The sequence below is a fragment of the Pseudomonas sp. H3_C08 genome, from assembly GCF_054669455.1.
The window spans coordinates 1,122,270-1,139,567 of the sequence record NZ_CP162803.1 but is presented as its reverse complement, the minus strand read 5'-3'; the positions used below and the strand labels follow the sequence as shown (position 1 = coordinate 1,139,567).

General features: G+C 61.5%; 19 protein-coding genes. 6 read left to right on the top strand and 13 right to left on the bottom strand.

Annotated elements, in window-relative coordinates:
* The first annotated feature begins 107 nt into the window (after positions 1–107).
* The 6 genes from AB4N74_RS05300 to AB4N74_RS05275 all read left to right on the top strand — a co-directional run bounded on the left by AB4N74_RS05300 (position 108) and on the right by AB4N74_RS05275 (position 6,516).
* On the top strand, positions 108–1,454 hold the full coding sequence (locus AB4N74_RS05300; RefSeq protein ID WP_093439210.1) for a hypothetical protein: 1,347 nt from the start codon (positions 108–110) through the stop codon (positions 1,452–1,454).
* Positions 1,455–1,489: 35 nt separating this feature from the next.
* Complete coding sequence (locus AB4N74_RS05295) at positions 1,490–3,724, top strand: Ig-like domain-containing protein (RefSeq protein WP_093439213.1); 2,235 nt, start codon at positions 1,490–1,492, stop codon at positions 3,722–3,724.
* Between the two features lie 72 nt (positions 3,725–3,796).
* Positions 3,797–4,261 (top strand): curlin, encoded by a 465-nt coding sequence (locus AB4N74_RS05290; protein ID WP_460098530.1) that lies wholly within the window; start codon positions 3,797–3,799, stop codon positions 4,259–4,261.
* Between the two features lie 27 nt (positions 4,262–4,288).
* Positions 4,289–5,740 (top strand): curlin, encoded by a 1,452-nt coding sequence (locus AB4N74_RS05285; RefSeq protein WP_460090395.1) that lies wholly within the window; start codon positions 4,289–4,291, stop codon positions 5,738–5,740.
* Positions 5,741–6,050: 310 nt separating this feature from the next.
* On the top strand, positions 6,051–6,257 hold the full coding sequence (gene relB, locus AB4N74_RS05280) for a type II toxin-antitoxin system RelB family antitoxin (RefSeq protein WP_460098528.1): 207 nt from the start codon (positions 6,051–6,053) through the stop codon (positions 6,255–6,257).
* On the top strand, positions 6,247–6,516 hold the full coding sequence (locus AB4N74_RS05275) for a type II toxin-antitoxin system RelE/ParE family toxin (RefSeq protein WP_150650815.1): 270 nt from the start codon (positions 6,247–6,249) through the stop codon (positions 6,514–6,516). The genes relB and AB4N74_RS05275 overlap by 11 nt, the downstream gene beginning before the upstream one ends.
* Before the next feature lie 965 nt (positions 6,517–7,481).
* Here AB4N74_RS05275 and AB4N74_RS05270 read toward each other — a convergent pair.
* The 13 genes from AB4N74_RS05270 to AB4N74_RS05210 all read right to left on the bottom strand — a co-directional run bounded on the left by AB4N74_RS05270 (position 7,482) and on the right by AB4N74_RS05210 (position 17,126).
* On the bottom strand, positions 7,482–8,342 hold the full coding sequence (locus AB4N74_RS05270) for a CsgG/HfaB family protein (RefSeq protein WP_077572085.1): 861 nt from the start codon (positions 8,340–8,342) through the stop codon (positions 7,482–7,484).
* 29 nt (positions 8,343–8,371) lie between these two features.
* Entirely contained in the window at positions 8,372–8,803 is a 432-nt protein-coding gene (locus AB4N74_RS05265; protein ID WP_093439234.1) for a curli assembly protein CsgF, read from the bottom strand.
* Complete coding sequence (csgE, locus tag AB4N74_RS05260; RefSeq protein WP_093439237.1) at positions 8,800–9,192, bottom strand: curli production assembly/transport protein CsgE; 393 nt, start codon at positions 9,190–9,192, stop codon at positions 8,800–8,802. Before csgE ends, AB4N74_RS05265 begins: the two co-directional genes overlap by 4 nt.
* Positions 9,189–9,740, bottom strand: a complete 552-nt coding sequence (locus AB4N74_RS05255; protein WP_093439240.1) for a type II secretion system protein — start codon at positions 9,738–9,740, stop codon at positions 9,189–9,191. The genes csgE and AB4N74_RS05255 overlap by 4 nt, the downstream gene beginning before the upstream one ends.
* Positions 9,715–10,089 (bottom strand): type II secretion system protein, encoded by a 375-nt coding sequence (locus AB4N74_RS05250; protein ID WP_007919395.1) that lies wholly within the window; start codon positions 10,087–10,089, stop codon positions 9,715–9,717. The genes AB4N74_RS05255 and AB4N74_RS05250 overlap by 26 nt, the downstream gene beginning before the upstream one ends.
* 5 nt (positions 10,090–10,094) lie before the next feature.
* Positions 10,095–10,568 (bottom strand): type II secretion system protein, encoded by a 474-nt coding sequence (locus tag AB4N74_RS05245; protein ID WP_016987878.1) that lies wholly within the window; start codon positions 10,566–10,568, stop codon positions 10,095–10,097.
* A 2-nt stretch (positions 10,569–10,570) separates the two neighbouring features.
* Entirely contained in the window at positions 10,571–12,418 is a 1,848-nt protein-coding gene (locus AB4N74_RS05240) for a secretin N-terminal domain-containing protein (RefSeq protein ID WP_093439246.1), read from the bottom strand.
* Positions 12,415–12,927 carry a hypothetical protein gene (locus AB4N74_RS05235; RefSeq protein ID WP_093439249.1) on the bottom strand — a complete coding sequence of 171 codons (513 nt, stop codon included), beginning with the start codon at positions 12,925–12,927 and terminating at the stop codon, positions 12,415–12,417. The genes AB4N74_RS05240 and AB4N74_RS05235 overlap by 4 nt, the downstream gene beginning before the upstream one ends.
* Positions 12,927–13,475 carry a GspMb/PilO family protein gene (locus tag AB4N74_RS05230; protein ID WP_460098523.1) on the bottom strand — a complete coding sequence of 183 codons (549 nt, stop codon included), beginning with the start codon at positions 13,473–13,475 and terminating at the stop codon, positions 12,927–12,929. The genes AB4N74_RS05235 and AB4N74_RS05230 overlap by 1 nt, the downstream gene beginning before the upstream one ends.
* Entirely contained in the window at positions 13,462–14,007 is a 546-nt protein-coding gene (locus AB4N74_RS05225; RefSeq protein ID WP_034152599.1) for a PilN domain-containing protein, read from the bottom strand. The genes AB4N74_RS05230 and AB4N74_RS05225 overlap by 14 nt, the downstream gene beginning before the upstream one ends.
* 1 nt (position 14,008) lies before the next feature.
* Positions 14,009–14,812, bottom strand: a complete 804-nt coding sequence (locus AB4N74_RS05220; protein ID WP_460098521.1) for a hypothetical protein — start codon at positions 14,810–14,812, stop codon at positions 14,009–14,011.
* Positions 14,793–16,514 carry a GspE/PulE family protein gene (locus AB4N74_RS05215; RefSeq protein WP_116255323.1) on the bottom strand — a complete coding sequence of 574 codons (1,722 nt, stop codon included), beginning with the start codon at positions 16,512–16,514 and terminating at the stop codon, positions 14,793–14,795. The genes AB4N74_RS05220 and AB4N74_RS05215 overlap by 20 nt, the downstream gene beginning before the upstream one ends.
* Before the next feature lie 81 nt (positions 16,515–16,595).
* Positions 16,596–17,126, bottom strand: coding sequence for a response regulator (locus AB4N74_RS05210; protein ID WP_257358144.1), 531 nt, complete (start codon positions 17,124–17,126; stop codon positions 16,596–16,598).
* Between the last annotated feature and the right edge of the window lie 172 nt (positions 17,127–17,298).

The following is a 17,298-nucleotide window of genomic DNA, read 5'->3' as shown; positions in this document are numbered from 1 at the left end:
CCCGGTCCTCTCCCGCCCATCCACCACACCTTGGCATGGAAGGTGTACAGGCCCTGTGCAACTGACCCATCCCCAAGGGGCAGGTACTTCGATAGAGGGATTAACTCATGCACCCTTTACTGTCCAAAACCGCGACTGTCCTGGTCGTGAGCGCGTTGGCCCAGGGCATAGCCCAGGCCGCTTTGTTTGCTGTTGACCCGGGTCCGTACACGGTGGCCACTGGCGGTTTCGCCAGTTGGTATCAGGACACCCACGGTCGCACCCTGGATCTGTGCCTGTCCAAAGCACTCAGCTCTCGCGTGCCGAGCACGCCCGGCGCACCTTCGTACATGTGCTCGCTGCTGCCGGCGCCCGGCATATTCGATGACGCCCAACCGCTGGCTTTCCCCAGCAACTTCCCCGACGAGGCGTTCTGGTTTACCGCTGACGGCACGATTGTCGACGCCGCGCGCGGCATCAACCTCTCCTACGGCTCGGCGATCGAAGCCGCGTTCAGTGGCGGTGACCCGGCGGAAGGCGATCAGATCAGCTTCGCGCGGATCCGCATCCGGGTCGATATTCCTACGGCCGGCACCTACGTCATCACCCACCCGTATGGCGTCGAAGTGTTCAACATCGACACGCCCGGCCGCCGCGCGATCAACATGACCCGCGACATCGGCATCGGCACACCGAAAACCTACGACGGCGCGCTCAAGGGTGACGTCGGACCGTTCCTGCGCAGTCTCAACGGGCCCTACACCGAAACCAACCCGGTGACTGGCTCGGCAGAACAGTTTGTCGGTGATCCGAACCTTGAAGAAGCCGTGACCGGCAGCCCGTTCAACACCAACTTCATCCGTATCGAAGGCCCCAATGGTCTGGATCTGCGGACGACGACATTTGCCGTCTCCGGCAAGTTGTCGACGGTAGTTCGACCCACACCAATGATTACCCAGCGCAGCACTTACTCACGCAAGGCGGGGACCAGCGCACCGGTCGCCCAGCAAGACGTGTTCGTCCTCGCCCCACCAGCGCCCGGCACCGTCGCCGTGACCAGTTTCACCCCGGTGCTGAACATGACCGAAGCCAACTCCACCGGTGCCTGGTACGCGCAATCGTCGGCCAACCCGACCGTCCCGAGCGTCCTGCAAGTGACCGCCGACAACCACCTGGCCATCGCCAGCAGCACGCCGACCACCCTGCCCATGACCCTGACCGACCTGGTAGTGATCCAGAGCGCGCAATACAGCCTGAGCTCCGGACAACTCACCGTGGTGGCCTCGACCAGTGACGAAACCTCGCCACCGGTACTCACCGCCACCTCCGGCAGCGGCGCCGCCATCGGTGCGCTGAGCGGCGACGGCGCGCTGAAAAGTCTGGCCACCGGGATCTCGCCGATACCGCCAGCCAAGGTGCGCGTGACGTCGTCCAACGGCGGCAGCGACACCGAAGAAGTGGTCATCGTGCAATGAACGCTCACATGCCCAGATCCGCATCAGGAGGCATCATGAACAAGTGGCCACGCTTTGCGCTCAACGCGCTCGGGCTCGCTCTCTCGCTGACCGGCAGTGCCTATGCGCAACTCGCCGCCGTCGACCCCGGCCCCTACACCTTTGCCACCGGGAAATTCCCGATGTGGTACCAGGACAACAATCTGCTGTCGATGGAGCTCTGCCAGTCGCGCGCCGCCAGCTCGCGAGTAGCGGTCAGCACGCCACCGGCCTACATGTGCACTCTGCTGCCGGAACCGGGCATCTTCGATGACAGCCTGCCGATGGTGTTCCCCGACAACTGGCCGCCGGAAGCCTTCTGGTTTCTCGCCGAAACCACTATTCCCAACAACGGCGCGGGCTATGGCATGGACGCTTATGTCGCGGGGATAGAAGCAGCGTTTTCCTCCGGTAATCCGGTGGACGGCGATCAAATAGCTTTCGCGCGAATTCGCATCAGGGTGAACGTTCCCGTAGCCGGCACATACACCATCACCCACCCGTATGGCGTCGAAACGGTCAACGTCACCACCCCCGGGCGCCGTGCAATCAACATCACCAAGGACATCGGCATCGGCGCGCCGGGCAACTTCAGCGGCGCATTGACCGGTGCCATTGGCCCGTTCCTGCGCAGCGTCAACGGCCCTTACACCGAAGTGAATCCTGACAGCGGCGGTGTCGAAACTTTCGTCGGTGATCCGAACCTCACCGAGGCCGTGACCGGCAGCCCGTTCGACACCAACTTCGTACGCATTGTCGGGCCATCCGCTGCGGGTACGATTCAAACCAGCCTGTTTACCGTCGCCGGCAAAGTGCTCGACAACCGTCAGCAAACCGCTGTCGAACTCGACCGCGCCACCTATCGCCGCACCTCGGCCGGTGTGCGTGCCGAAGTGTTCGCCAAGGCTGACAGCAGCTCGACCCTGTGCTTCCGCGAAACCGTGGCGCTGCTGCCCGGCCCTCCGCCAACGCCTTGCCAGACCAGCCTGACCGGTGACAATACCGGTTTGTTCTTCGGTCAGCGCCTGGGCAACGGCACCCTGCCGTCAGTCATCGTCGTGACCGCGACCAACCCGGCCGGGACCACACGCCCGACATCGGTGTCGAGCAAGCTCACCGACGTGGTGAAAGTGCAGACTGCGCGCTACAACTGGTCCAACAAAACCTTGTTGATCGAAGCGACATCGACCGATGAAGTAGCGATCCCGGACATGGTTGCGCAAGGTTACGGACGTCTATCGAAGTCCGGCACCTTGCAGCGCATCACCGTCGCCGACCTGACTCAGCCACCGGCCACCGTGACGGTGAAATCCGCCGCTGGTGGCAGTGACACCGAGCCGGTTGTCGTGGTCGGCACCGCACCGGACACCGGAGAAAACCAGGCACCGATCGCTAACGCCGACACCGGCAGCACCAGTTTCGGCGTGCCGATCACCCTCAGCCTGTTGACCAACGACAGCGATCCCGACGGCAACAACCCACTGGGCATCACCGCGCTGACCCAACCGGCGGCCGGCCAAGGCACCGTCGCCCTCAGCGGCACCGCCGCCGTGGTCTACACGCCGCCAGCCGTGGTCAACACGCCACTGACCACGACCTTCACCTACAAAGCGCAGGACGCCAAAGGTCTGGCCTCGGCCAACCCGGCCACCGTGACGATCACCGTCGCGCCAAACCGGGCACCGACCGCCGTCGCCGACAGCGTCGCCACGTTGGGCGTTGCGATCCCGATCAACGTACTGGCCAACGACACCGATCCGGAAGGCAACGTACCGCTGGGCGTCGCCAGCCTGACCCAACCGGCCGCCGGCCGTGGCACGGTCAGCACTGACGGCACGGTAATCACCTACACCCCACCGGCCACCGTCACCACGGCGTTCACCACGACCTTCACCTACATCGCCCGGGACAGCTTCGGCGCCCTGTCGACGCCGGCCACGGTCACGGTGCAAGTGTCGCCACGGCCAGCAGCGGAAACCTTCACCGTCACCGCTTCCACGGTGCAGGCACGCTCGGGCGGGCGCTTCAACTGGGACTTCACCGGCACCTCGTCAGTGACCACCGGCAACACCATCACCGTGCAGGTCACCACCCCGACCGGGCTGGTCACCCTCGGCACCACCACCGTACCGGTCACCGGACGCTGGCGGCTGACGCTGAACAACACGACGGTAGTGCCATCGGCCAACCCGACCGCGACGATCCGCTCGTCCCAGGGCACCGTGCGCACGGTCTCGGTGACCACGCTGTAAGCCAGATCCCCAGCCACTCGCGGGTGGCTGGGGCCGACTTCGAACCGGTTAACGCCTGACAGGATGTGAGCCATGAACACGCCGACCGCCGCCCTGCTTTGCCTGCTCCTGCTGTGCAGCACAGTAGGCGTGCGCGCCGACGACCTGATGGACAACGACGACCTGGCCCCGACCAGCAGCGACCTCGGCGAACTGCCCCCACCGGTGGGTCAGCAAGCCCTGATCGACCAACTCGGCCAGGCCAACGTCGCCCTGCTGCAACAGAACGGTCAGTCGCTGCTCGGGAAGATCGTGCAATCGGGCAGCAATCAGGAGGCGTACATCCTGCAACAGGGCAGCGACCTGATGGCGCTGATCAACCAGAACGGTTCCGGCAACGCCGCCTCGATCACTCAGAACGGCAGCCACAACCGCGCGCAGATTTCGCAAAACGGCAACAACAACGACGCCAGCATCGAGCAGGCCGGCGCGGGGCTGCAAAGCGCCGTGACCCAGTCGGGCAACGGCATGAGCGTTTCGGTCAAGCAATATCGCTAAGCACTGTAAATCATCGGAGAGATCATCATGTTCAAACTGACGCCCCTCACCGCCGCCCTCCTGGTCATGATCAGTGCCCAGGCGATGGCCGACGACAGCCTGTCCAACCAAAGCCAGGTCGGTACCGCCAACATCGCCGACGTGAAACAGACCCAGGCACCGTTCAGCACCGCCACCCAGACCCAACTGGGCCAGGGCAACGACGCCGCCGCCGTGCAAGACCACGCCAGCAGCGTGATCACCCAGGACGCGGTCGGCGACTACAACGCCGGTTACGCCGAACAACTTTACGAAGACAACGCCACCATCACCCAGCAACAAGTCGGCGCCTTCAACACCGCCCACGCCAGCCAGTCGTTGGGCTTCGGCTCACCGAACAGCGCGCTGCAACAGCAGCAAGGCACGGGCAACTTCTCGTTCATCTATCAGGATTCGCAGAACGGCAGCGAAGGCAAAACCTTCCAGTTCGGCGACAGCAACGAAGCCAACATCGAACAACTCTATGAAGGCAGCGGCAACAGTTCAGTGATCACCCAATACGGCACCGCCAACTACGGCACCGCCGAACAGGTCACTCATAACGGCGGCCAGATCGGCATCAACCAGGCCGGCGAAAGCAACTACGCCTACGGCGACCAGCGCAACGGCACCGGCGGCAACATCACCATCAACCAGTTCGGCAACCTCAACGGCAGCGAAATCTGGCAGGACGCGCAACTCGCCAGTCAGGCCACCGTCAACCAATACGGCGACAGCAACGAAACCGTGGTCGACCAAAGCTTCGGCGAAAACAACAGCGCCGCCGTCACCCAGGTCGGCAACAGCAACGCGATCTACGCCGACCAATTCGAATCGGTCAACTCGACACTGGCGCTGTATCAAGTCGGCAATGGCAACGTCCACTACACCTATCAGAGCGGCGACGGCCACACGCTCAGCGCCACCTCGGTGGGCAATGACAACAAGGTCTACGCCAGCAACTGGAAAGGCCCGCAATCGGGTGGACAGTTCGGCAGTAACCAGCGTGCGACCGTCACCCAGGCGGGCAATGGCAACATCGCCAGCTTCACTCAGGATGGCGTCGGCCATGTGATGACCACGCACCAGACCGGGGCTGGCAACAAGACCACGGTCAGTCAGGCGGAGTCGTATAACGAGCTGTATTTTGATCAGAACGGCAGCGACAACATTTTGATCTCGGATCAGCGCGGCACGGGCAACCTGGTGCAGGGCTCTTCGAATGGCACCGGCAACAGTGCTGAGTTTGATCAGTCCGGGTCTGGCAACCAGGCGTATACCGCGCAGTTGTATGGCAGTGACAACATGATCACGGTGAAACAGGCGGACACGATGAACGTGGCGTACGTGACCCAGGGCGGGACGGGGAACATTGCCAATGTCGATCAGAGTGGGGTTACGCAGACGGCGAATATTCAGCAGTTCGGGTCGGCTAACCAGGCGACGGTTTTGCAGCAGTAGGGGTTGGGTGTTGATGGGCCGCGATTCTCTGGTGAGGGGGGTCGCGGTTTTTTTGTGTCCGTAGGACCGATCAACGACACGCGTTGTTTAAAGCCCAGACGCGCCACGTCCTACAGAAAAATGAATGGTTTATGGAAAAGCTGCACGTTTTCCTACCACGTCTAGCGGTTGGCCGTCGGAAGCAGGGCGTCTAGGATTCTTTGGGACAAATTGATCCTCATGGAGCTTGACCAACGTGCTATTCATCCAGCCAGCGACGACAGCAAATGCTTTACCGAATAGACTTCGAGGCATTAAACCCGGAGGTGCCATGATCGACCCGTCTTTAATCGACCCACTGTGCCCAGTTGTTTCAGATCTTGACCCCGAAGAGCAGGCCGCGAGCTATGACCGTTGGTTAATCGCCAAAGTGCAGGCTTCGCTGAGTGATACAAGACCGAGCATTCCAAATGATCAGGTTATGGCCGAGATGCGTGCCCTGATGGAAGCAAAGCGTAAAAAATACGATGCAGGTTGAGTGGCAGCCCGAAGCTCGGGCTGAACTCCTGAAAATACTTGATTACATCAGTGACAGGAACTTAGTAGCGGCTGACAGACTTTCCCAAGCTATCGAAGGCGCTACGGTTACCCTTGCTCAACATCCACACCTCTATCGAATGGGTCGAGCGCCCGGTACTCGCGAGATGGTCGTGCACCCCAATTACCTGATCATTTATCAAGTGGTGGGTCGGATAAATATTTTGAGCGTTTTGCATGCGCGTCAGGAATATCCATAACGCAGATCAAACGTAATTATTTGCTAACGAAAAAAGACGCGACCTTTTCCAGGGTCGCGTTTTTTGTTTTCTATTTTTCCTGAGCTATGGGGAACTCTTTGATGTTGATTCCGAGCGAATCGAAGAGTCAGCCCAGTCCCGCACTGTTTGATCATCGATGACGCGATCAGCATCCACATCGGCCAACGCTTCCAAGGTCGGACGGAGCTTTTCCACTTCCTTATCGTTTTGGATCTTCGGGGAATTAGCCATCCTTCAGCTCGACGTGATCGAGGGCTTGATTCACCGCCAGTTCGCCCAGCATGACGATTTCCACCTATCGGGGTGTCCAGGGAAATTAGACCACTGCAGAAATTAGACCACTGCAGAAATTAGACCACTGCACGCAGCCCTCACCCTAGCCCTCTCCCAGAGGGAGAGGGGACTGACCGAGTGGTTTGGCAGAGGTACGCCGACGTGCGATACCGCGTTGAACTCAGGTTTTGAAAAGCCCAAAAATCGACTCCCTCTCCCTCGGGAGAGGGCCGGGGTGAGGGGTAGCCACAACACAAATCAACAGCCGAACACCGCTTGGCCCTTAACCACTCAATAGGCCGAGTGTCAGCTCGCCTGCTTTTGATCTTGATCCACAGGCGACGTCGGAAGGCTGAGTGGAGGGTTTCATCCGGGAGAGGGAGCGCAGCGACCGTTTGGCGCAGCCAAACACAGCGAGAGGAGGTGCAGCGAAGCAAACCGTAGGCGCTGCGCCCGGATGGAGCCCGGAGCGAAGGGACCCCGAGCCCCAGCGAGCGGGCCGTACGTAGGAGCAAGCGTTTTTTTGCTTACTTTTTTTAGGCGTTTGTAAAAAAAGTGAGTCGCCGTAAGGGCGAAACCCTAGGTGGCCGTTACCGCAGCAACGGATATGCACCCAGTCAACCAGAACTCACTGCCCAACCAGAACCTGGTCGGCCCGAAGGCCGCCACGTTCACTCCGCCTCCGGATCAACCTTGTTCTGAGTCAAATACCGATTCAACACATCATCCTGCCCAGGCGTAGAAGCGTCCCCCGCCACCTGCCACAAATGCCGCTCAATCCCCTGCGCCACCATATGCCCCACCGCCGCCTCAATCGCCGACAACACACACAACTGCGCCGGCTCATTCGTCGTATACCCAACCTCCGCCTCAAGCAACTTTTTAAACTCGATAAACTTGAAAATCCCCGCGCTACGCGCCACCGAATAAATCGTCTTGCTGGTCATCACATTCGCCAACACCTGCCCGCTGCGCACATCCACCGCCCGCAAATTCACGGTCACTTGATCCACCCGATACTCACGCTGCAAATCAATCCCCAGATACCGCGCCCCTTCCCCACCGCTACGCACGTTAGTGTCATAAGCGATGATCCCACCCTCGAGCATCATGTTCGCCGCCTGCAACGGTGGCAGCTCACCCTGAATATTCACCGGCGTATTCGGCTTTTTCTGCGACGCGCGAATAATCTTGCGCTCGGTCAACAGGTTCTGCAGCCCTTCCCTTTCCAGCACCACAAACCAGCCACTGGCCTGCATCGCGTCCATCAACATCGACGCCGCACCCTGAGTCACGCTGGTGGAAAACGAACTCGCCGGCGTCGGCTTGTACTGCCCGGTCTGGTCACGGAACCCGTACACCACCGCCATCAACCGCCCCTTGGGCCGCGGCATCTTCAGCAAGTCGTAATAAGTCGAAGCCCTTGGAGTCAAGGTCGGGGTTTCGGTGTCCTGCTCGGCCGACATCGGCTCACGCAGACTGCACCCTTGTAATGTCGCCAACAGCAGCCCTAACGCGATGATCTTTTTCATGTCCATCACTCCCCGGAACCGTCAGCCCGTCATGGGTTGAGGCCGTTCACCTGAATTTCCGAAACCTCACCGGTCGCTCGATCGGTCACTTCAATGCTCAGTGCCCCGGAGTCGTCGATGACGTTGACGATAAAAGAGTCGGTGGACAGGCTCCCCGTGTTGCCGGTGGAGATGTTGTCCAGCAACTGCCCTAGCAGCCGCGATTGCAATTGACTGGTGAAGCGCTCCAGCGCCGAGGTGCCGGCCACGGTCGAACGGCTCTTGAGATCAGGGTCGTCGTAATCGTTTTGCGCCTGCGCGTTGTTGAGCAGCCAGGTGCCGTTGAGCGGGTTGCCGCCGAACGACGGGTTGACCGGCGTGTAGACCAGTTCAGTGGCCTGGACAGCCGCAACGCTGGCGAGCCCGATCAACAACCCCGAGATCCAGAATCCGCTGCGCCGTGAGAACGTTGTGCTGTTCATAATTCGTCCTTCTCAAGGTCGGTGGTGTCCTGCAACAGAGCCTCCAGCTTGCGCTGGACAACCTGGCGTCGAACCCAGTCGGCGGCCGCGTAGGCCTCGTCCTTCAGTTCCACGGTGTTCGGCGGCAGGAAGCGCCGATAAACCAGGCGTTGCTGATATTCCACGGTCACCAGGCTGCCCCAGCGCGCGTCGGGGCGCTCGCGCACCACCAGGTTGAAATCCATCGGGCTGGTGTCGCGCAGGCGTTCACTGAACGAGTAGTAAAAGTCGTGGCCGATGTGCGAGATCGTGTCGTCGACGATGAAGCCCATCATTTCGTCTTCTTCACCGGCGTGGGCGCAGCACGCCACAGCGGTGAGGATCAGCGCGCACCACCATTGGCGAGTCATGGCTGCAACGCCTGCGGCAAATTTGACTGACCTTTGGCCGGGCCCCCGCTACTAGTGCCAGTGCCCTCAAGAAAGGCTTTTTCAGCCACGAACTGCCAGTCCGAATAACGCTGCATGCCTTCGAAATCCGACCACTGCGACGGGAAGCCCGCCTGCTTCAACGGCAGCTCGGTCGACGGGCTGTTGAGGCCGGTGATGCGTCCATCGAAACCGCGTTGCACTGCCCATTCACCCTGACCGATCGGGTCTGGATAAAGCTGACGCAAATGATGTTTCGCTTCTGGAAAACGTTGATCGTCGAGCAGGTCGACCAATTCTTTCGGGTACTGCGCCAGCCCCGGCGAACTGCGGTAGTAGCTGCGCAGCGCCTGGGCGTATTGAGTACCGACCCAGAGCAACTGGCGTTCACGGTCACGGCGCGACGCGGTCGACCACAACTCGCCAGCACTGGCCAGACCCATGCCCATCACCACAATCAGGAACAGCACGCCCAGGTAAGTGAAGCCGCCCTGCTGCGCGCGGTTACCACTCGGAATACTGGCTGCCATCACGCGCCCTCCCGGTAGCACCGCTTTTGATATCGGCCACGCCGCCGGCAACGCCGTCCGGTGGCGCGATCAGCACCCACTGGTCTTTGCGTTCGGTGATCGGATCGAGTGGTGCGTTGCGCAGGTAACGTTGTTCGATCAGTTGCTCGATGGAATCCGGATACCGCCCGGTGTCGCCGTAAAAGTGATCCAGCGCCTCGCGCATCGCCGACAGGCTCTGGCGCAAGGTGGTTTCCTTCGACGCTTCGAGGCTGTTGAAGTAGCGCGGCAGCGCGATGGTCATCAGCGTGGCGATGATCGCCATCACCACCATCAGCTCCAGCAAGGTAAAACCTTTTTCCCGGCGCATGAGGTTCACCACTCGCGATAGGCGATGCCGTTGAGGCCCTTGCCCCGGGCGTGGGAGTAGACGTCAAAGACGTCCTCGCCATCGCGCGGGTTCTGAGCCGAACTGTCGTAGGCGCGCACGCCCCAACCCCCTTCGTCATCCCGTTTCGCCGGCACCAGCGGATCGCGCGGGATGCGGCGTAAAAAGTAGAACTTGGCGCCCTTCGCACTGCGCACATCGCGCACGCCTTCGACCAGCACTTTCAGGTTCGGCGGGTAGCCGCTGCTGTTCAGCGACTTCTCGATGTACCCGGCATCGAAGGCGCGTTTGTAGGCGTCGATGGCATCGCGAATCTGGTACAGCGCGTTGCGCAATTCCTGCTCCTTGCCACGCCGCACCAGGGTCTCGGTCAGCGGCGCAGCCATGCTCGCCAACAGGCCGATCAGGGCCAGCGTCACCACGACTTCGATCAGGGTGAAACCGCGTTGGGAGGCGTTCATGATCAAGGCTTCTCGACAGTGACGCGGGTGGTGGCCACGGCCGATTCACCGACGGCACGTGGCTGCGCGGCAGGCGACGGCATCACGTAACTCTGCGAACGATCCGGTGCCTGAATGTGCATGCTGGTTTCGGTGCCGGTGGAGAATTCCATGTCCGACGGGCTCTGGTACGGCAGGTTGCGCACGATCCGTGGGGTGATCGACAGCACCAGTTCGGATTTGCCGATGGTGTCTTTGTTGCTGCCGAACAAGCGGCCGAGTCCGGGAATGTCACCGAGGCCGGGAATCTTGTTGCCGGTGGCGCCGTGGTCGTTGCGCACCAGCCCGGCGAGGATCTGGGTTTCGCCGTCGTGCAGACGCAGCGAAGTTTGCGCGTTGCGGGTATCGACCTGCACCGGGATCGTGCCTTGGCGGGTCGGCTCCAGCGGCGTGGCATTACTCACTTCCAGGGCGATCTTGATCGCCACTTCGTTGTTCAGGTGTACGGTGGGGGTCACTTCGAGCTTCAGACCGACATCCAGATAGGTCACGCTTTCGGTGATCACCGGCCCCTGTGTCGACGGCACCGAGGTGGCGCTGATGATCGGCACACGCTGGCCGATGTGGATGCGCGCCTGCTCACGGTTGCTGACGCGAATCACCGGGCTGGCGAGGGTGTTGATGTCGTTGTCCTGCGCGTTGATCTTGGCTTGCGGCGACGGGCCGATGGAGATGCGGTCGGAGTTGATGCCCTTGAGTTGCCCGAGCAGCGTGACCGGCGAACCATCGGAGTTGACCACGCCGAAGGTGCTCGGCCATTGCAGGCCAAGGTCGAGAATGCGCTGGGTGGCGACTTCCATCACCTCCACTTCGAGCACCACTTCCGGGTTGGACTGGTCTTGCGATTGCAGAAGTTTCTCGGCCATGCGCACGGCATCTTCGGTGTCGCGCATGGTCAGGGTATTGAGGCGTTCGTCGACAAACACGTCGCGGGTCTTGAGCATGGTTTTGACCATGTTCAGCGCGGTGTTGGCGTCGATGCTGGTCAGGTAGAAGGTGCGCATCACCAGTTCCTGGTAATCCTTCACTTTCTGCGGCGAATCGGGGTAGATCAGCAAGGTGTTTTCGTTCACCACTTTCTGGTGCAACTGGTTCTGTTGCAGCAGCAAGGTCACGGCGTCTTCGATGCGCACGTCACGCACGAAGATCGTCGCTTTCATGTCCGGGCGCAGGTCTTTGTCGAAGATGAAATTCAGTCCGGCGACCTGCGACAGCACTTCGAAAATGGTCTTCAGGTTGGCGTCACGAAATTCCAGAGTCACCGGACGATCGAGCTTGGTGCGCAGTTGCGGATAAGCAATCACGTTGCGGCTCTGCACCAGGCGAATGTTGCCTTGCAGCTCCAACGCACCTTCATTGGCCGGGTCGAGTTCGAGGATCTGTTTGACCTGACGATCAGCGCCGTAGATGTCGCCGCGACGCAGATCGCCACGGGCCAGCTCGAGTTTTTCGTCCATGCTGCGCAGGTACTCCATCTGCTTCAGGGCATCCTGGGCGCGGCGGTTGTTCGGCTCGATGGTCAGCACGCGCATGTATGCAGTGCGCGCCGAGGTGAAATCGCGACGCGCGCGGTCGGTGTCGCCGGCCGTCAGCAACGCCGTGATCGCCTTGGCCCGGCCGGTGTTGAGCAGCAGGTGCAATTCGGTGTCGCGAGGGTTTTCACGCAGGCCTTCTTCGATCCGCGCCAGCCCCGCCTCGTACTGACCCTGTTCAATCAGGTCGGCGGCTTCCTTATTGGCCACCTGCGCAGTGCTGCACGCGGCCAGCCCGGCACACAGGCCCAGGCTCATCAGCAAACGGGAACGGTTCATTGCGTACTCCCCACAGACAAGGTCTGCGACAAATGCAAAGGCAGGTAGACCAGGCTTAATTCCAGATCGGAAATGCCGGTGATCTTCCAGGTGTCGTCGATCACATCCCCGTTGCGCACGACGTAGATCTTTTCGCCGTTCTGCAAAAACACTTGCAGGTCGCTGCGGTCATGCAGCCGACCGACGAACTGAAACGGCACCGGTGGCAGGCTCGGGGCTTGCACCACTGTGGCCGGGTTGATCGCTTGTTCGGTGACCGTGGCCAGGGTCGGCGCGGCCTTCCAGGATTTCGCCGCGAACAGATCGCCGGCCGGGCTCAGGTCCCTGATCGGCGCGTCTTTGGCCTTGGCGGTGCTGGCCGGCAGCGCGCCCCGGGTTTTCCCCGGCGTGGCGACCGCTACTTCGCTGGAATCGGCGTCTTCACTTGGCGAGAAATACTCCGGCAACCATGCCAGCGCCGCCGCCACGCCGAAGAACGCCAGCCACCCTGTCACGCGCTTGGTATTCATCACGACCTCGACAGGTAAAGGGTCATACGGATCCGGCCATTGAGGTCGGTGTCGCCAATCTTCTTGCGTTGCAATTCGAGGTCTTCCACCACCACTGCCGGCAACTGACCGAGCAAGGCGTGCACGAAGCGGCGCAGTTGCGGGTAGCTGCCGCGCACTGGCAAGAGGATCTGATAGCGCGCCAGATGGGTTTTCGGGTCGACACCGAGGGCGTACTCACCGCGCGCCAGGGTGATGTGCTCCTGGGCTGCGAGGGCGTAGATGCGGTCGATGGCGACCGTGGCTTGCGGCTGCGCCGGCAGTTTGTTGCGGAAGTCGTCGAGCTGACGCTGCGGCACCACCGGCGGCGCGATGCTGCCGTCTTCAACCTTGGCCAGGTACGCGCTGGTTTCCTGAGTCTGCTGGCTCAAGTGCTGCAACGATTGCCAGCCCGGCAGCAAGCCACCGAGTGCCCAAGCCACGGCGACCAGCAGCAGCGCCAACCCGGCCAGGCCCGGAATGCCGAGGCCTTGCAGGTATTCGTGGACGATCAGTCTAGGGATTCGCATCGCCCATCTCCCAGGTCGCCGACAGGTTGAATTGCACCGGTTGTTCCGGCGATTTGACGACAATTTCGTGGCTCAGCAGCGACACGTCGGACAGCTCGTCGCTGGCTTCCAGTCGTTTGTGGAAATCGAGCATCGCTTGCAGATCCCGCGCTTCAGCGCTGATGCGGACCTGGCCTTTACGGGCATCCGGGGTCAGGCTCAGCAGCGCGACGTCATCGCGCGGCATCGCTTCGAGCATGGCGAACAGGCGTTCCCACGGCCGGCGCAGTTGTTGCGAGACCTTGCGCATCTCGGCGAGGTTCGCCGCTTGCTCGCGGATTTGCGCCGGGCTCAGGGTGGACTTGGCGCCGCTGTCACCGGTGAGCTGACGCTGCGTGGTTTGCAGATGACCTTGTTGCTGTTCGGTGTGCGCGTCGAGGTGCTGTTGGACGCCGAAGCACAGCAGCGCCAGCAGCACGCCGCCGCCGAGCAGGCTCCAGCCCAACGGGCCGGAACGTGGCCGTGGCTGAAAATCGAGATTAAGCGCGCGCATGTCAGGCCACCGCCCGGGACATGACGTACAAGCCGTCACGCACGGTCATCGCGTCGTCTTCAAGGGTGCGCAGTTGCACCCCCGCCACGTCCGGATGCGCATCGAGCCGCGCCGGCGCATGCAGATATACATTGAAGGCGCGTTCGGTGGTCGAGGCTTGCAACTGCCGTTCGCGACCGATCAGTGCATTCAACGCGGCATCGCTGTCGCTGCCGCCCACCGAACGCACGCCAGCCCAGCGCCCTTCCCTTGCGAGCAACAACACGCTGCGCTGCGGCTCGGCGACGACGAAGAGGAAGTCGCCGGCATCGAGACTTTTGTCGAAGCGGTTGAACGCCGCCATCAGGTACGGCTGCACCGAGCGCAGGCGCAAACCGCGAGCACTGACCAGCGTGCGCAGGCGTTCGAGCAAGTCTTGCGGCAAGGCGCTGGCGATGCGGTCGTAACCGGCCGGCTCGGCGGACAACACCAGACTCCACGGCTGGGTTGGTGGACCGAACAGGTCTTCGAAACACAGTTGGGCAAAGCCGCGCAGTTCTTCCGGGCTGCTGATCTGCGCGCTCCATGGCACCAGGCAGAAGCGGCTGAAATGCCCGGAGATGACCACGCTCAATTCGGCACCGGCGCGGGCGTGTTCACCGAGCAGGCGATCGAGGGTGTCCAGCGCCACCGCGTAACTCTGGAAGCCTTCGTCGATGTAGCCGACGCTGCCCAGCCACAGGGTGTCGCTACCGCGCCGCTGACCGAGGCCAACACCGCTGGCGCCGAGCACGGCGACAAAACGCTCACGAGATAAATGTGACACGATTGATCTCCTCCAGCGTGGTGCGACCTTGTTCCACCAGCTCCAGCGCCGATTCGCGCAGCAGGCGCAAACCACGGGCACAGGCCAGGGCTTTGATTTGGGTGATCGGTTGGCGCTCGACGATCATCTGGCGCAGTTCGTCGTCGAGGTGCAGCAGTTCGGCAATCGCCGTGCGCCCGCGATAACCGCTGCCCCGGCAGTGTCCGCAGCCCTTGCCGTGGACGAAGTGGTAGTGGTCGACTTTCTGCGGATCGAGGCCCGAGGCGCGCAGTTCTTCATCGCTTGGATTGACCGGTGCGCTGCAACTGGCGCACACCAGCCGGATCAGGCGCTGGGCGAGAATCGCGTTGAGCGCCGAGACCAGGCTGTAGGGGTCGATTTCCATTTGGGTGAAGCGGCCGATCACGTCGAAGACGTTGTTGGCGTGGATGGTGGTGAACACCAAGTGGCCGGTGAGCGCCGACTGAACGGCGATCTGCGCGGTGTCGGGGTCGCGGATCTCACCGACCATGATTTTGTCCGGGTCGTGGCGCAGGATCGAGCGCAAGCCACGGGCGAAGGTCAGGCCTTTTTTCTCGTTGACCGGGATTTGCAGCACCCCCGGCAATTGATATTCAACCGGGTCTTCGATGGTAATGATCTTGTCCACGCCGTGGTTGATCTCGGTGATCATCGCGTACAGCGTGGTGGTTTTACCGCTGCCGGTCGGGCCAGTCACCAGCACCATGCCGTAGGGCTCGGCGGCGAGGCGGCGCAACTGGCGCAGGGTTTCGTCTTCAAAGCCCAGCGCCTGCAATTGCACGCCGCAGACCTTGTCGGCCAGATCCTGTTTGTCGAGCACCCGCAGCACCGCGTCTTCGCCGAAGATGCTCGGCATGATCGACACGCGAAAGTCGATCTGGCGGCCACTGATGCCGATCTTGAAGCGACCGTCTTGCGGCACGCGTTTTTCGCCGATGTCCAGTTCGGCCATGACCTTGACCCGCGAAATCACCTGCTCGGCGAATTCGTTGCCCTGGACTTTGCTGATGTTGTTGAGCACGCCGTCGATGCGGTACTTGATCACCAGGCCATGGCCGGTGGTGCCGAGATGGATGTCGCTGGCGTGCATTTTCAGCGCGTCATAAAGGGTCGAGTTGACCAGTTTCACCACGCTGCTGGCGTCTTCGCTGATGCTGGTCAGCGACAGGCTTTGCAGGGTGTCGATTTCGTGGTGAGTGTCGCCCTGAGCGTTCAGCGATTCGACGGCATGAAAGCTTTCTTCGTGGCGGGCCAGATAGGCCTTGAGGTCATCGGCGTGCACCAGATACAGCGGCGCGCCGTGCAGGCAATCGTCGATCCAGGCCAGCCGCGCCGGGTCGAAGGGGTCGGCAAATACGCCGATGACTTCGTCGTTGTGGCGCAGCAGGATGAATTCACGTTTCAGGCATTGCGCGAGGGTGACCCGGTCGAACACCGGCGTCGCGGCAAACAGGCTGTCGGTGTCGAGCACCGGGTAATGCAGGGTGGCGCCAAGGGTGTGAATGAACGGCATCGGCGCCAGTTCGCAGAGCACGCCGAGGGCTTCTAGGACGCGTTCGCCGGAGGTGGCGGCCCGCGCCCGGGCCTGGGACAACTGCTCGCTGGAAAAGTATTCACTGGGAAAGCGCGCGGGGGCACTTGTGGCCAACAGCGGTTCGACGACAACGGACAGACGTTCCATGGCTTGCTCTCCAACCGGGGCTTAGAGCCCTGTCGGCGCGGCAAACCTTGGCGGCAAGTGCCGGAACGTCTGTTCGCGCCATTACTCCCCGGTGAGCATTTGATCGTCGTCCGGTGCCATGGCGTGCGACTGTCGTCGCCGATCCGCCAACACCCAACTGCCATCGTACAACTGCAACGGGAAGCTCTCGGTCCTGCTCTGGCGCCGTTCGACAAAGCCCTCGGAAGGGCTCGCACCGGGTTTCGCTTCACGCTTGATGCCCAGAAGGTCGCAGACCGCCCGCGCCAGTTCCGCCAATGGAAACGGTTTGAACAGGATGTGGCTGACCCCCAGTTGCCGCGCCCGCTCACAGACTTCAGCGGTCGGGTGACCCGTTATCAGCACAAAATGGCACGTCCTGTTCTGGCGGACTGCGTCGAGCACCTCAAAGCCTTCCATATCGGGCAAGCGGTAATCGAACACCAGCACGTCGGGGGCAAAGGTTTCGGCCAAACCGATAGCCGTCGCTCCGTCATGTGCAATCGCGACGTCCAGCCCCTGCGCCGACAGATAATCCTGAAGGTTCTGTGCAAGCAGCTGTTCGTCTTCGACAACCAGTACTTTGTTAACCAAGGTCGACTCCTTGAAACAGCAGGTCCGATGACCCCGCCCTGAGAGTGCGCCTTACCAGGGGTAACGCACACTTCATGCCAGGCTGAGCGCCGGTAATTTTATGTCTTCATGTCCTTGAATTTAATGACAATGCCCGCTCGTCCTGGTACCCCGTTCCCCAGAAACGGGGAAG

What these genes read in the sequence shown, in the direction of transcription:
- AB4N74_RS05300 (WP_093439210.1), top strand. Translation starts at nt 108, where the DNA reads ATGCACCCTTTACTGTCCAAAACCGCGACTGTCCTGGTCGTGAGCGCG.
- AB4N74_RS05295 (WP_093439213.1), top strand. Translation starts at nt 1,490, where the DNA reads ATGAACAAGTGGCCACGCTTTGCGCTCAACGCGCTCGGGCTCGCTCTC.
- AB4N74_RS05290 (WP_460098530.1), top strand. Translation starts at nt 3,797, where the DNA reads ATGAACACGCCGACCGCCGCCCTGCTTTGCCTGCTCCTGCTGTGCAGC.
- AB4N74_RS05285 (WP_460090395.1), top strand. Translation starts at nt 4,289, where the DNA reads ATGTTCAAACTGACGCCCCTCACCGCCGCCCTCCTGGTCATGATCAGT.
- relB (WP_460098528.1), top strand. Translation starts at nt 6,051, where the DNA reads ATGATCGACCCGTCTTTAATCGACCCACTGTGCCCAGTTGTTTCAGAT.
- AB4N74_RS05275 (WP_150650815.1), top strand. Translation starts at nt 6,247, where the DNA reads ATGCAGGTTGAGTGGCAGCCCGAAGCTCGGGCTGAACTCCTGAAAATA.
- AB4N74_RS05270 (WP_077572085.1), bottom strand. Translation starts at nt 8,342, where the DNA reads ATGAAAAAGATCATCGCGTTAGGGCTGCTGTTGGCGACATTACAAGGG.
- AB4N74_RS05265 (WP_093439234.1), bottom strand. Translation starts at nt 8,803, where the DNA reads ATGAACAGCACAACGTTCTCACGGCGCAGCGGATTCTGGATCTCGGGG.
- csgE (WP_093439237.1), bottom strand. Translation starts at nt 9,192, where the DNA reads ATGACTCGCCAATGGTGGTGCGCGCTGATCCTCACCGCTGTGGCGTGC.
- AB4N74_RS05255 (WP_093439240.1), bottom strand. Translation starts at nt 9,740, where the DNA reads ATGGCAGCCAGTATTCCGAGTGGTAACCGCGCGCAGCAGGGCGGCTTC.
- AB4N74_RS05250 (WP_007919395.1), bottom strand. Translation starts at nt 10,089, where the DNA reads ATGCGCCGGGAAAAAGGTTTTACCTTGCTGGAGCTGATGGTGGTGATG.
- AB4N74_RS05245 (WP_016987878.1), bottom strand. Translation starts at nt 10,568, where the DNA reads ATGAACGCCTCCCAACGCGGTTTCACCCTGATCGAAGTCGTGGTGACG.
- AB4N74_RS05240 (WP_093439246.1), bottom strand. Translation starts at nt 12,418, where the DNA reads ATGAACCGTTCCCGTTTGCTGATGAGCCTGGGCCTGTGTGCCGGGCTG.
- AB4N74_RS05235 (WP_093439249.1), bottom strand. Translation starts at nt 12,927, where the DNA reads ATGAATACCAAGCGCGTGACAGGGTGGCTGGCGTTCTTCGGCGTGGCG.
- AB4N74_RS05230 (WP_460098523.1), bottom strand. Translation starts at nt 13,475, where the DNA reads ATGCGAATCCCTAGACTGATCGTCCACGAATACCTGCAAGGCCTCGGC.
- AB4N74_RS05225 (WP_034152599.1), bottom strand. Translation starts at nt 14,007, where the DNA reads ATGCGCGCGCTTAATCTCGATTTTCAGCCACGGCCACGTTCCGGCCCG.
- AB4N74_RS05215 (WP_116255323.1), bottom strand. Translation starts at nt 16,514, where the DNA reads ATGGAACGTCTGTCCGTTGTCGTCGAACCGCTGTTGGCCACAAGTGCC.